The sequence below is a fragment of the Cloacibacillus sp. An23 genome (assembly GCF_002159945.1).
Lineage (GTDB): Bacteria > Synergistota > Synergistia > Synergistales > Synergistaceae > Caccocola.
This window is the reverse complement of the sequence record NZ_NFJQ01000009.1, coordinates 22,873-36,888: the sequence shown is the minus strand read 5'-3', so window position 1 is coordinate 36,888 and position 14,016 is coordinate 22,873. Positions and strand designations below refer to the sequence as shown.

Below are 14,016 nucleotides of genomic sequence, written 5' to 3'. Positions count from 1 at the left end.
CACTCTAAACGCGTTTTTATGATAACGTCAAGCGCCGAGAAGTCAAGCCGCGCGCGGCAAAGGCCGTGTTTATCAAGGCACGGCGCGCAGGCGGCCTTATTTATCGCGGAATTTACAGTCGTTTAAGAATGTTTTACATTAAAAATGTCCGGAGGGGCGCGCGTTTCGGAAGGCGCGGAAATGTTTTCCGGCGCGCTCTTACGTTTTGTTCACGTTTGGGCGTAAGGTAAAAGACCTAAAAAAATAGGCAAAATTACCAATGTGCAAAAAAATTTTTATAACTTACGAGCCGCCGCGCGCTCGGTTATGCGTCCCGCTCCGGCACTCCGAGGAAGACGTCTCCGGCTTTCGCTATTATCGCGACGTCGCCGCGGATTTCCGCGGCCTGCCGTTCCACCGGAACGTCTATGACGGGCGAGAACATTCCGCGGCGGCGCACAGCCACGTAGAGCGTCTCGCCTGAGAACGAGAGCGAAACCTGCCCGCCGGCCGACTCCGCGAAGAACGATATTTTTTCCATCATAGGCGGCGTGAGTATGTAGTAGGCGTTGTGCTCGTCGTCGGCGTAGATGTTGAATTCGTCGTTGAAGCGCGCGTTCTCCGTGCGTATCCTGTGCTCAGCGCGCGGGCCGCCCATGTCGCGGAAGAATTCTTTCCGGAACACCTGCACGAGCCCGGCGCTCTCCTTGCCGCCTGTGCGGCTGAAGCATAGGAGCTGCCCGCCGAAGACCTCTACGAGCTCGTTCTTTTTGCCGCGCCGCGTCATTTTGCGCGCGGTAACGTCGCTTATGCGGAAGCGCGCGCCGTTGTAAAACCCCGTGAGCCGGTCCTCGCTCTTGAAATATTTTTCCTGCCCGCAGTCCACGACAGCAGCGCCGCGCAGCTCGTCCCACGTGAAGCCGGAACGGCTGTCGTATTCGAGGCCGGAGAAGCCGTCCATCGCGCCGACGACGCCGAGGACGTATTTAGATTTGAAGCTTTCCACAAAGCGGTCGTAAGCGCGCCTGCCTATCACGTACCACAGCGCGCCCGCCGCACAGCCGGAGAGCGCCGCAGCCGCGCCGGCCGTCGTCAGGAGCGTCTTGAGCGCTCCCTCGCCGGAGTCCCTGCCGCTGTAGACGAGCCACGCGAAGAGGGGGAAGGCCGCAGCGCCCGCGGCGAATACGGCGCAGAGCCGCCGCTTCGCAGACTCGCGCATTTTTTCAAGCTCTTCGACCGTTATCTCCGCGCCGCGCGCGCTTTCCGCGTCAGTCAAAATTTACCTTGAACTCTCTTTTCTTGTCGTCCGCTTCGTAAAATTCGGCCTTCTCCATACCGTGCAGCCGCGCGACGACGAGCCACGGGAAGGACTGTATCGTCTGGTTGTAGAGCGATACGTTGGCGTTGTAGAGACGGCGCGCGGCCTGAAGGTGTTCCTCAGCGTCGCGTATCGAGCTCTGGAAATGCCCCATCGAAGCCGACGAGTAAAGCACGGGGTACTGTTCGGCAAGCGCGTCCACCGCCGCGCCGACTCCGCCGAGCCCCTGCTGTATCGAGGCGAGCAGCCCGATCTTCTGTCCCGCGGCCTCGCGCAGCTTTTCGGCCCCGGCCTCGAGCTCCCGCTTCGCCTCCGCTTTGCCGCCGCCGCGCCTTCTTCTCTCGCGGCGGACGTCGAGCTGTTTTTTGATCTGAGCCATCTTTTCCGACTGCGCGCGTATCTCGCCGTCTATCGCCTCGACCGCCTCGCGCGAGAGCGCCCGGCGCTCCTCGAAAGTCTTTTCCTCGAGCTCCGTGCCGCCGCGCAGCGCCGTGACCGCCGTGTACGTCTCGTATTCGTGTCTGAGGAATTTCTTGACGGCCTCTATCTCTTCCGAGAGAAGGTCGTAGCGTTTTTCGAGCGCAACGTCGATGCCCGAGCTTCCTTCCTCGACCTTTACGGACAGGCGGCGCAGCCTGTTGTACATCGCTATGTAGCCCACGACGGCGGCGAGCGCCGCGCCTCCCGCTATCATCTGTATCTGCATGTCGAAACCTCCCCGCCGCGACCGCGGCTTCGTCAATTATACGACAGCGCCGCTCATCCGTCCTTCTTGGAAAGCGCGAGCAGAAGTATCCCCGCGAAGAGCACCGCGACGCCGGTCATACCGAGCGGGGAGAGACGTTCGCCGAGCAGCACCGTCGAGAGGAACCACGCCGTCAGAGGCTCCGCGAGGCCGAGCGTGTACACTACGCCGAGCTTGATGCTCTGAACGCCTATCGTGAAGAGCGTGTAGGGGATTACTGTGCTGAGAAAGGTCAGGAGCGCCATGCAGGCCGCGCCGCGCGGCTCGAACATCCATGAGACGTCGCCCGCGAGCAGCCACGGCAGCGCCATCAGGCCGCTGACGATGCTGACTACCGCTATCGTCTCGTAGGGGCCTTTTTCTATCATGCGCAGGCCTACGCCCTCGAGCGCGTAGGAGAGCGCGGCGCAGAAGGCGAGGAACACCCCGAAGGCGCTGACCTTGAGCGCGCCGCCGCCGTTTCCGCCGAGGACGAGCATGACGCAGCCCGCGACCGCGAGGACGGTCGCCGCATACCAGCGCGCGGAGAGCCTTTCACCGAAGAAGAGCCGTCCGCATATCCCCGCGACGGGCGGGGCCGCGCCTATCGCCACCATCGTACCGACCGCGACGCCGGTCATGCGCACGGCGGTGAAGAACGTGAGCTGATAAGCCGCGAGCCCGGCCGCCGCGAGAAGCACGCCGCGCACGTTCCAGCCGCCGGAGAAGAGCTTCCGCCCATCTTTAGCGAGCATGAAGGCCATCAGCACGATTCCGGAAAAGAACACGCGCGCCGCGCCGACCGTGAGAGACGAGGCCCCCTCGGGCGCGAAGGCCTGTATCGTCCCAGTGGTGCCCCAGCACATACCGGCGCCGAGGACGCAGAGCGTCCCCTTCATCGCGTTTTTTGAGAAACCGCCCATGAGCCGGCCCCTCTAGCAGCGGCAGCAGCCGCAGGCCTCCATGCGGCGCACGGGACGCGCGATATACGGAAGCAGCTCCCATATCACCTCGCGCCTGTCCTTCACGGAAAAGAGAGCCTCTTCCGATAGCGTCCATATCTCGAAGGGCTCCGCCCACGCCGTGAGCGCCTCGCCGAAGCGCGCCAGCTTCTCCGCGCGTTCCACGGCCTCGGATTCCTTTTTCGAGACGAGGTACAGCACGCTCACGCTGTCCTGCTCCTGCTCGTCTATGTCGAAATAGTCGGCCAGCACGACGCGACGCGTCAGCATGACCCAGCGGCGGAATTTCCCGATTTCGCGCAGCTCGTCCGCCTCGCTTCCGCCGTCGAAGACGAATGAGAAGCGGTCTGTGTTCACGAGCCTCATCGGGTCGTTCGGGTGCGGCCTGAAATGGTCGTAGCAGCCGTGGTCGTAGCGGCAGACGTAAAAAACGTCGGGCGAATATATGTCTATCAGCGCGCGGTTGGCCTCCATCCACGCCGATGCCTTTTCGCACGCGGCGGCGAGCCGCTCGCGCCTTCCGCGCAGGCCGCCGGGTACGAAGGCTTCCTCCATCTCCGTCTCAGCCGCGCCCTCCATGTAAGGCCACGACAAAACGTCCCCGTCGATGCGGAAGAGCTCATCGTCCGCGACTTTCGGGAACATTTCGAGCGCCGGCGAAGTATAGTACTGCTTTATGCCCCAGCGCTGCGCGTGCGCCGCGTCGAGCTTTCTCAGAAATTTCGCGGCGCGCACCGACCTCGCGCGGTCAGCCGGAGCTTTGCCCGGCTTCTCGTCGAGGAAGTTCTCGAGCGCCGCGCGGCGGAATTCCTCCGCGCCCGCCTCCGTCAGCGAATAGACGCCGCCGCGCGCGTCGAGCAGCCCCTCGCCCGCGAGCCGCGCGACCGCCTCCATGTCCGCACCCTCGGCTTCGAGCATCTCTTTGTCCCAGCACGGATAAAGCCTGTCGAAAAGAGTTATCAGCATCGCGTTGTCAATCACGCCGCACACTCCTTTGCTTTTGATATAAGTTTCATTTTCTATATAAATGATAAGACGCGCGGGCGCGCCGGAAAAGAGAGAGAAATTAACAGCGGCTGTGAAAGTTTCTCACAGCCGCCGCGCGAAAATACCGCCGCGCGCGTGGCGGCGGGCGACGAAGAACTCAGGCGCGCAGGCGCTGCGCTTTCAGTTCGTCCGCGTAATGCGATTTTACGTATTCGACGCACTCCGCGGCGCCGTATTTCGCGCCGTATTGCAGCAGAGCTTCACAGACGGCCCTGGCCCCGAATATTTTTATCATCTCCTGAAGGTCGTATTCCCTGCTGTTCCGGTCGAGCGCGGCGAGGCACATCACGCGCGACTCCATATCGCGGTAGCGCGGCGACCTGAGGAATATATGCCTCGGAGACTGATCACGCAGCCGCCACGCCGTCAGCGGCTGCCGGAACGACGCCGCTTCGCAGAACATATAGTCCATATCCATGACCTTGGAAACGTCCCAGCGGCCGAGCGGCTGGTTGAAGCGCTCCGCCCCGTCGAACATCAGCGCCATGTTTTCGACGTTCGAGACGTTCCACGAGTTCAGCGGCTGGTTGAAGCTCAAAGCGTAGTGGAACATATCGCTCATGTCCCTCACATTTGAGACGTCCCACGACGCAAGCGGCTGATTGAACGCGTCCGCCTGATGGAACATCCTGCTCATATCCGTGACGCCGGAGACGTTCCACGCTTCGAGCGGCCGGTTGAAGCTCTTTGCCGCGTCGAACATGCCGCACATATCCTTCACGCCTGATGTGTCCCACGAGCTTATATCCTGATTGAAGCTGCATGCCCACAGGAACATGAACCGCATACTGCGCACCTTTGAGACGTTCCAGCTTCCCAGAGGACGGTTGAAGTTACGGCAGCCGCAGAACATTCCTTCCATATCCGCGACGTTCGAGACGTCCCAGCCGTCGAGCGGCTGATTGAAGTGAAAAGCGCAGTGGAACATATTGCTCATGTTTTCGACGCGCGAGACGTTCCACCCGCTTATGTCGTGGTTGAAGAACTTCGCTCCGGCGAACATATTCTTCATCGTGACCACGTTCGAAGTATCCCACAGCTCTATCCCGTCGAAGTTTTTACGCTTCGACTTGCGGAACAGCCCCTCCATGTCCGTTATCAGAGAGGTGTCGATGCCGCCGAGCGGCGCTTTGGCGTCCCTGTCCAGCAGCTCTATCAGCTCGCGTTTGGTGCGGGGCCTGTGCTTTCCCGTCGCCGCGGCGGCGCGAACGGAGCCGCGCAGTTCCGGATGAGCCGCTTCGAGCTCGCGCCGGTATTCCGCCGTGTGCTTGCAGTCATAACGCGAGAGCTCGGCGTACACCCGCGCGGCGTCGAATCTGCCGAGGACTTCCTTCAAGTACTCGCGGTATCTCTTTTTGTTGGTCAGGAAGAAGTTAAGCGCCAAAGTTTTGACGTCGGTGAAGCGCAGCGCGTCGGTAAACATATCGTTGACGTTGCAGAATCTCGGAATTTGCCACATATCGAGCGGCCGGCTGAAACTCGCCGCGTCGTTGAACATCTTTTCCGCCGTTTCGACGCGGCTCACGTCCCAGTTGTCGAGCGGCTGGTCGAAGCTCGACGCCCCCCTAAACATACCGCTCATGTCCCTGACGCCGCCGGTCCGCCACGAATTGAGCGGCTGATTGAAGCGAACCGCATTCGTGAACATACCGGACATGTCCTCGACCTTCGACGTGTCCCATGAATCGATATTCTGATCGAACTCAGGGCACATGCTGAAGGTCATTCCCATGTCCGTGACGCTCGACGTGTCCCATTCGTCGAGAGGCTGGTCGAACGACTGCGCGCCGCAGAACATACACGAAATGTCCCGAACCTTTGAGACGTTCCATGAGTTGAGGGGCCGGTTGAAGCTCTTCGCGTAATAAAACATGCAGCGCATATTCTCTGCGTTCGACACGTTCCAGCCTTCGAGCGGCCGGTTGAAGCAGCGCGCCCATGCAAACATGGATTCCATGTTCCTGACGTTCGACACGTCCCAGCCATCGAGCGGCTGGTTGAAGGCGGAAGCCTCGCTGAACATATGCGACATGTCCCTGACCTTCGATACGTCCCAGCATTCTATAGGGTGATTGAAATATTTCGCGCAGCAGAACATTCCCTTCATCGTGGTCACGTTCGAGGTGTTCCACGTTTCAAGCCCGTCGAAGTTTCTGCGCTTTGAAAAACGGAACAGCATATCCATCCTCGTTATCAGAGAGGTGTCGATGTCTCCGAGGCAGACGCTCTCATCCTCCGTCAGCTTCCACAGCTCCCGCCAGCAGCCGGGTTTGTACAGTTTGCCCATTTTTTCGAGTCCCTTTCATTTACGGTTTTACAGCCCGCAGCGCCGCCAGTCGTCAAGACGCATCTGAACGTAATCTATCTTCCAGCCCTCCGCCGTCCGTTTCATCAGAAATCTGTATTCGCTCTTCGCTCCGCCAGTCTGGTCCGCGTAGAGCCAGAGTTTGTTTTTCGTCACCTGCTCCGCGTCTGTGACACTGACACCCGTATATGTCCCGAGGCTGGAATAGGAAAGGCTGACGGGACGATAGCCCGGCCTCGGCTTCTCGCTGACGAACTTGTCCCATACGGCAAGAAGCGACGGCGCTGTGTCCGGATGGTCGAAGCCGTTTCGCTCCGTCTCCGCCTCCCATTGCGTCATCGCGGCGAAGAAGGCGCGGAGAGTATCTTTCGCCTCACGCACGGAGTTTTCGTCAATCGCAGTTTTCTTCTTCGCCCTTTCTCGCTGTTCTTTATGAAAGGCTTCCATCTGTTCCGCCGTGAACAGGCCGCTTGCAATGATGTTCAGCCGCCTGTTGCCGGAGACTGCCATCATTCCGCCGTAGGTTATTTTCGTGCGTTCCGCATGGATATATGACAGTTTGGGAAGCGCCGCCGCCAGCTTAAGGCCGCCGTCGTCAAGCATCGTATCGTTGAGCGAGATTAAATTCACCTTGGAGTTTCCCAGCGCGGAAAGCCCCTCGCCGTTTATGCCGGAGTTGCCGTCGAGCAGCAGTATCTCGAGTTTCGGCATCGACGCGAATATGGGAAAGCAACCGTCGGTCAGCAGGCCGCCCTCCACGCCGAGGTTGACCATATTTTTCAGCCCGGCGAGCGGCTGTATCAGTTCGTCCGTCAGCGGCACGCCGTATGAATGGAAGCCGGCCATGCCTGACAGCGCGCCGAGGCGCTCCATTATTTCAATCGTGGGCTCGTACGCTTCGACGGGCGCGCCGCCGTCGAATATAAGCGTTCCGTCGCGCCAGTCTACGCATCTGGCTCTTCTGGGAAAATCCTCCATAGTGTGATTCCCTTTCTCCGTCTCGGGCAATTTGTCGGAGCGGCTAGCGCCGCGCGCGCAGTCCTGGAATCATGCGCTTCGCGTATTCTATGAATTCGAGCGCGGCGGGAGAGAGCTTGTCCGACGACGGGTAGGCTATGCCGAAATTTATCGCGCGCGGCGGGTCGAGCGGGATTATCGCGGCGTCGTGGACGCGGCATTTCGTTATGAGCTCGTTCATTATGCTCATGCCGAGGCCGCACTCTATCATCGAGATGGCGGCGAAATTTTCGATCGTCGAAAAAACTATGTTGGGGGATATTCCGGCCTCTTCGAGCACGGCGGCGACGTCCTCGTCGCGTCCGAGCGCCGGCATGATGAAGTCCTCTTCGGCGCATCGCGCGAGAGGGTAGCTAGAAGTCTCCGCGAGCGGGTGGGTTTTGGGAAGCACCGCGACTATAGGGTCTTCGGCGAGCGGTATCCACTCACCCTTCATACCGGGGCGCTCGGTGTAGAAGCACATCTCGACGCTGCCGTCGTCGAGCCAGCTTTGAAGCTCCTGACGGATGCCCTCGCGTATCTGTATCCTTATGCCTGGGTAGTCGGCGCGGAAGGCCTTGACGACGTGCGGAAGCCACTGTATCGAGACGCTCGGGTAGCTGCCTATCGTGACAGAGCCGCTTCTTATGCCGCGTATCTCTTCCATCTTGCGCGAGAAGCGCTCGCTGCACCGCACCAGCTCGCGCAGCTCGGGCGCGAGGCGCAGGCAGTTGTCGGTCGGCGTCACGCCGCCGCTGCCGCGCAGGAAAAGCGGAAAGCCGAGCTCGTTCTCGATTGCGTCTATCATGTGCCAGACTCCGGAGGGCGTGTAGCCGTAGTCCTTAGCGACCTTGGAGAGGCTGCGGCAGTCTATCGCGTCGAGCAGTATGCGGCACTTTTTGAGATCCACGGGCGCGTCCTCCTTTTTCCGTTCCGTCCGGTATTTTACGCCGCGGCTACCACGCGAGCTTGACGACTATCTTTTTGACGCGCGACGGCTCGTCTCCGCACGAAGCGCCGGGGCGGTGCCCGTCCCACGGCGCGAGCAGAGCCGCGACGCCGCGCGCGAGTTTTACTTCGCTGCCGCTTCCCTTATAAAACGCTATGTCTTCCGCCTCGTCGTAGGAGATTGTCTCCGTCAGCGTTTCGAGCGGCGCGACGCCGATAAGTTCCTCGCCTTCCAAGACGAGCTGCAGGTCCCAGAATTTCCTGTGCGCCTCGTAGGGTATCTCGTTTCCGGGCTTTGTCTCGTATTCGTTGAAGCGCAGGCCGAGCGGTGAAAAGTCCGTATTTTTGAGCTCCTCGAAACTTTTTTCGCGCGCGGCGCAAAGGAAGTCCGCGAGTCCGGCGCAGCGCGGCATATAGCGCGGCAGGTTTTCTATTAAATTGTCGAGGGAGTCGTAGACCATCGTTTTTCCTCCTATTTTATCTCTTCTATCTTGAGGCTGAGCTCTTCCCACTCGTCGTAGAGTTTTTTCAGCGAGTTTTCTTTTTCTTTGAGTTCTATCATAAGTCCCTGAACGCGCTTCGAGTCGGACAACACTTCCTGCGTGCATAGAAGCCCGTTTATTTCTTCTTTGCGCGCTTCGCCGGCGGCTATCTCTTCCTCGCATTTTTTGAGGCGCGCGACGAAATCTTTCTTCGCGCGGTAGATGCGGTTGCGTTCCTCGGCTTCGGCGCGTTTCTGCTCTTTCGTCTTGCTTTCGCTTTTCTCGGGCTGCGCCGCATTCGCGCGCCCGGCGGCCTCTCGCGCCTCGCGTTCGGCGCGCTTCTCTATGAACCACGAATAGTTGCCCGGGTAGTCGTAAACGTGTCCGCCGCGTATCTCGAGTACGCGGTCCACGAGGTCGTCTAGGAAGGCGCGGTCGTGCGAGACTATGAATATCGTGCCGCCGTACTCGAGCAGCGCTTTCTGAAAAAGTTCCTTCGTGCCGTAGTCTAGGTGGTTGGTGGGCTCGTCGAGTATGAGAAGGTTGGATTCGGAGAGCAGCATCTTGAGCAGGCCGAGGCGCGACTTTTCGCCGCCCGAGAGCACGGAGACGGGCTTGTGTATCTCGTCGCCGTGGAAGAGGAACGCGCCCAGCAGGTTGCGTTTTTCGCCTTCGAGCAGCTTCGAGCCGGTGTTGTTGACCTCCTGCCATATCGTGCGGCTGTAGTCGAGGTTCTGCGCGCTCTCCTGCGAGAAGTAGGCTTTTTTGACGTTGAGGCCGAGCGTTGCGCGCCCCGCGGTCGGCTCTTCTATCTGGTCGATGAGCCGCATCAGCGTCGATTTGCCCGCGCCGTTGACGCCGACGAGGGCGACGCGCTGCCCGCGCTCTATCGTGAAATTCACGCCGCTGAATACGACGTGCTCTCCGTAGCGCTTTTCAAGATTTTCGGCCTTTATCACCTCGCGGCCGCTGCGCGGACATTCCGGGAACTTGAAGCTGACGCTCTTCTGCGGCCCTTCGAGCTCCGTTATCTCCATCTTTTCGAGCTGCTTTATGCGGCTCTGCACCTGGCGTGCCTTCGTCGCCTTGTAGCGGAAGCGCTCGACGAATTTCTGGATTTCTTCTATTTTTTCCTTCTGCTGTTCCCACTCGGCTTCGAGGCGCGCGCGGCGCTCTTCGCGCTCGGTGAGGAATTTTTCGTAGCCGCACGAATAAAGATGTATTTCTCCGTTCGCGAGCTCGGCGACGGTCGTCACCATGTTGTCGAGGAAGCGGCGGTCGTGCGAGACGGCGATTATCGTGCCGCGGTAGTCGCGCAGCCACGACTCCAGCCACTCCATGCTCTCGGTGTCAAGGTGGTTCGTAGGCTCGTCGAGCAGAAGTATGTCGGCGTGAGACAGCAGCAGCGCCGCGAGCGCGATGCGCATTTTCCAGCCGCCCGAGAACTCCGAGGTGCGGCGCGCCGCGTCCACTTCGGGCGCGAAGCCGAGCCCCTTCATCACCTGTTTGGCCTCCACGTCGAAGCCGAAGCCGCCCTTCGCCTCGAACTCGCGCTGAAGCCTGGCGTGCTCCGCGAGCAGCGGCTTCACCGCGTCGCCCGAAGCCTCGCTCATGCGCGCCTCGCAGTCCGCGAGCTTTGCGGATATGTCAGTCAGCCCCGCGCGCTCGCGCAGGTAGTCGAGCAGCACTTCGTCTTTGACCTCGACCAAATCCTGCGGCAGATAGCCGACGGTATGCCCCTTCGGGACGGAGACGCTGCCTTCGTAATCGGCTTCGCCCGCGAGGACGCGCAGCAGCGTAGTCTTGCCAGCGCCGTTGCCGCCGACCAAGCCGACGCGGCTTTTCGGCGGGATGAACCAGTCTATCCCGCGCAGCACCTCCTGTTCGCCGAAGCGTACTTTCAAACCTTTTATCTCGATCATAGGAAGATATTTCCCTCCGTCGTCAAACAGTCGCGTTAATTATAGACGGAAAGCGCGCGCGTGAAAATCGCAGGAAAAAACGGCTAAATTTATAGCTACACAAAATAACGCAAATGTATTATTGTAATTACACTCAATTATATTGAGATGTCCATCCCTGACAGTACGCGTTTTCGTAAAGTCCGGAAAACGCCGAACTCAGGGATTATTTTTAATTCGGAGGCGAATTTAATTGATAAGGACTGCGATAATGATAGACGGAGCTTTTTTCATCCGCAGGGCTAGGCACATTTTCGGCGCTCTTGACCCTGAACAGCTGGCATCGCGTCTTTACAGGCATTCATGCGCTCATGCGTCCCAGAAGGGGATACCGGTAAATGAAAGCCTTTACCGCATTTTCTTTTACGACTGTCCGCCGCTTCAGAAAAAAATGCATCATCCGCTTACAGGCAAGCCTATAGATTATGCAAAATCCGAAAAATCAAACTGGCGCAGAGCTTTTCACGACGTATTGAGGCGCACGCCTAAGGTGGCTCTTAGGCTCGGCGTGCTTGACGATGTCAATTGCAGCTGGTCGATTTCAAATGACAAAATAAAAAAACTATGAGCAGGAAAGATACAAGTTGCGGACCTTTTGGAGGACGACGTGACCCTAAACGTAAAACAAAAAGGAGTCGATATGCGGATAGGACTTGATATCGCCTCCGTGACATATAAAAAGCAGGTTCAGCGTATCGTACTGATATCAGGGGACAGCGATTTCGTCCCAGCCGCCAAGCTGGCCAGAAGAGAAGGAATGTAATTTATACTCGACCCTATGTGGGCGCCCATCAAGCCGGACTTGCAGGAACACATAGACAGGTTAAAATCATATTTTCCCAAGCCTCAGCCAATCCAAAAGCTATAATTTGCCGGCCGCGTTTCGTTCTATAGCCGGTGCTTCCGTTATGCGCGGCCGTCCGCCGCAAAAAATTTTTTTCTTCCCGCCCCGTCTTCCGCCGTCGGGATTTAAGCGCCTTTCTCCGCTTGATTTTGCGTTTAAAAAGAGATATAAAGATACGAGTGCATCAGCATTAACCTGATATGGAGGATAATGTATGACAGAGATAAGAGAATACCCAAAGATGAAAGACATTTACGGCTCTCTCGTCTTTGACCAGAGGGAGATGAAGCAGCGGCTTCCGCGCGACGTCTTCGACAGCCTCGTCGCGGCTATGGAGGGGCGGCAGAAGCTCGACTCGAGCATCGCCGACACCGTCGCACTCGCTATGAAGGACTGGGCCGTAAGCAAGGGCGCCGACCACTGGGCGCACTGGTTCCACCCGCTCACCGAGCTGACCGCGGAGAAGCACACGGCTTTCCTGATGGCGGACGAAAACGGCAACCCGCTGAACTCCTTCCGCGGCAAGGACCTCATGCAGAGCGAACCGGACGCCTCCTCTTTCCCGTCCGGCGGCACGCGCAGCACCTTCGAGGCGCGCGGCTATTCCGCGTGGGACCCGACGAGCCCCGCCTTCATCATCAAGTCGAAGAAGGGCGGCACGCTCTGCATACCGTCGATATTCATAGCCTACGACGGCTCGCCGCTCGACATGAAGACCTATCTGCTGCGCGCGATGCAGGCGATAGAGACGCGCTCGATGCGAATGCTCAAGCTCTTCGGCAACCGCGGCGTCCGCTACGTCCACGCGACCGTCGGAGGCGAACAGGAATTCTTCCTGCTCGACCGTCCGCGCGCGCAGAAGCGCCCGGACATCCGCTTCTGCGGACGCACGCTCGTCGGCTCGCCGCCGCCGCGCGACCAGAAGATGGAAGACCACTACTTCGGCGCGATACCGACGCGCGTCCTATCCTACATGGAGGACGTGCAGCGCGACCTGGCGCGCCTCGGCGTCGACCTCGCGACGCGCCACAACGAAAACGCCAGATGCCAGTTCGAGTTCGCGCCGCAGTTCACCGAGGCGAACCTCGCCTGCGACCAGAACCAGCTCGTCATGGAGACGATGCGCAAGATGGCGCGCGAGCACGAGCTGCGCCTGCTCTTCCACGAGAAGCCGTTCAACGGCATGAACGGCAGCGGCAAGCACATCAACTTCTCACTCGAAGACAGCGAGGGACGCAACCTTCTGAAGCCTTCGACGAACCACAGGAAGAACGTAATATTCCTCGCCTTCCTCTCGTCATTCATACTCGGCACGGCGGAGCACTTCGGACTGCTCCAGGCCTCCGTCTCTACGCCGGGCAACATGTACCGCCTTGGCGGGCAGGAGGCTCCGCCGAACATCATCTGCGTCTACCTCGGCGACGCTATAGCCTCCATGCTGCGCGCCGTCGAAGAGGGCACCGACGACGGCACGATGAAGCCGTCGCGCGGCACGCTCGACCTCGGCCTCTCGAAGCTGCCCGACATCGTGGCCTTCGACAGCGACCGCAACCGCACGAGCCCGATAGCCTTCACCGGCAACAAGTTCGAGTTCCGCGCGCCCGGCGCGTCGCAGGCTATGGCCATACCGGTCATGGCGCTGCTCACAGTCTGGGCCGCCGGCATGGAAAAGTTCCTCGGCTTCTTCGAAGAAGAGATAAACGCGGGCCTCGACCCCGTGGACGCCGCGATAAAGACGATACGCAAGGTCGCCGCGATGAGCCGCAACATCCGCTTCGAGGGCAACGCCTACAGCGCCAACTGGCACGAGGAGGCGGAGCGCCGCGGCCTGCTCAAGGCCAAGACGATACCCGAGGGCATAGATCTCTTCGTAGAGCCGTCTACGATAAAAATGCTCGAAGAAATGAAGGTATTCTCGAAAAAAGAGATCGAAGCCTTCCACACGATAAAACTCGAGCAGTTCGTCAAGAGCATCGAGATAGAAATGTCCGTGCTGCGCGACATGGTATGGGAGGGGATACTCCCCGCGCTCTCGAAACAAATGCTTCTCGAGAAAAGCTCGCGCGACGCCGTCGCCGGCTACGACGCGCTGTCGCTGGAAAAATGGGACGGCATCATCGTCCGGCTTGCCGCGGCGAAGCTCGACCTCATAGCAAAGACAGAAGAGCTCGCGAAGCTGCGCGAGGAGATGTCCCGCATGACCACGCGCGCCCACGCCGAGGCGATAGTTAAGAGGGCAGTGCCGCTCATGCTCGAGATACGCAAAATCGCCGACTCCGTCGAGATATTCTTCTCCGCGGAGAACATGCCCTACCCGAACTACAGGAACCTGCTCTCGCTCTCCGCGTAACGCGCGGACGCAAAATCCGAACCTATCCCCCGCTCCGCGCGGGGGAATTTTTTATACTCTTTTAGTTACTTATGTTCATAATATCACTAAGTTATAGCGT

12 protein-coding genes are annotated in these 14,016 nt (G+C 59.3%); 3 read left to right on the top strand and 9 right to left on the bottom strand.

What is annotated here, in order from left to right; genetic code table 11:
- Nucleotides 1–304: 304 nt before the first annotated feature.
- The 9 genes from B5F39_RS09830 to B5F39_RS09790 all read right to left on the bottom strand — a co-directional run bounded on the left by B5F39_RS09830 (nt 305) and on the right by B5F39_RS09790 (nt 10,683).
- Entirely contained in the window at nt 305–1,255 is a 951-nt protein-coding gene (locus tag B5F39_RS09830; protein WP_087366734.1) for a DUF3137 domain-containing protein, read from the bottom strand.
- The gene (locus tag B5F39_RS09825) at nt 1,248–2,003 is read right to left on the bottom strand and encodes a LemA family protein (protein WP_204245097.1); all 756 of its coding nucleotides are present in this window, start codon (nt 2,001–2,003) and stop codon (nt 1,248–1,250) included. Before B5F39_RS09825 ends, B5F39_RS09830 begins: the two co-directional genes overlap by 8 nt.
- Before the next feature lie 53 nt (nt 2,004–2,056).
- Entirely contained in the window at nt 2,057–2,944 is an 888-nt protein-coding gene (locus B5F39_RS09820; protein ID WP_087366731.1) for a DMT family transporter, read from the bottom strand.
- A gap of 12 nt (nt 2,945–2,956) precedes the next feature.
- Entirely contained in the window at nt 2,957–3,964 is a 1,008-nt protein-coding gene (locus B5F39_RS09815; RefSeq protein WP_087366729.1) for a hypothetical protein, read from the bottom strand.
- Nucleotides 3,965–4,127: 163 nt separating this feature from the next.
- Nucleotides 4,128–6,317, bottom strand: a complete 2,190-nt coding sequence (locus B5F39_RS09810; protein ID WP_087366727.1) for a BspA family leucine-rich repeat surface protein — start codon at nt 6,315–6,317, stop codon at nt 4,128–4,130.
- Between the two features lie 27 nt (nt 6,318–6,344).
- Nucleotides 6,345–7,313: an NTF2 fold immunity protein gene (locus tag B5F39_RS09805; RefSeq protein WP_087366724.1), complete on the bottom strand. Its 969-nt coding sequence runs from the start codon at nt 7,311–7,313 to the stop codon at nt 6,345–6,347.
- 43 nt (nt 7,314–7,356) lie between these two features.
- On the bottom strand, nt 7,357–8,241 hold the full coding sequence (locus B5F39_RS09800; RefSeq protein WP_087366721.1) for a LysR family transcriptional regulator: 885 nt from the start codon (nt 8,239–8,241) through the stop codon (nt 7,357–7,359).
- 46 nt (nt 8,242–8,287) lie between these two features.
- A complete protein-coding gene (locus tag B5F39_RS14270) occupies nt 8,288–8,740 on the bottom strand; it encodes a YhcH/YjgK/YiaL family protein (RefSeq protein ID WP_158096015.1) in 453 nt (150 codons plus the stop codon).
- 11 nt (nt 8,741–8,751) lie between these two features.
- Nucleotides 8,752–10,683 (bottom strand): ABC-F family ATP-binding cassette domain-containing protein, encoded by a 1,932-nt coding sequence (locus tag B5F39_RS09790; protein WP_087366718.1) that lies wholly within the window; start codon nt 10,681–10,683, stop codon nt 8,752–8,754.
- Between the two features lie 232 nt (nt 10,684–10,915).
- Here B5F39_RS09790 and B5F39_RS14455 point away from each other — a divergent pair, with 232 nt between their 5' ends.
- The 3 genes from B5F39_RS14455 to B5F39_RS09780 all read left to right on the top strand — a co-directional run bounded on the left by B5F39_RS14455 (nt 10,916) and on the right by B5F39_RS09780 (nt 13,916).
- A complete protein-coding gene (locus B5F39_RS14455; protein WP_204245096.1) occupies nt 10,916–11,290 on the top strand; it encodes a hypothetical protein in 375 nt (124 codons plus the stop codon).
- A 27-nt stretch (nt 11,291–11,317) separates the two neighbouring features.
- Nucleotides 11,318–11,485, top strand: coding sequence for an NYN domain-containing protein (locus B5F39_RS14450; protein WP_204245095.1), 168 nt, complete (start codon nt 11,318–11,320; stop codon nt 11,483–11,485).
- A gap of 295 nt (nt 11,486–11,780) precedes the next feature.
- Nucleotides 11,781–13,916, top strand: a complete 2,136-nt coding sequence (locus B5F39_RS09780; protein WP_087366716.1) for a glutamine synthetase III — start codon at nt 11,781–11,783, stop codon at nt 13,914–13,916.
- The last annotated feature ends 100 nt before the right edge of the window (nt 13,917–14,016 follow it).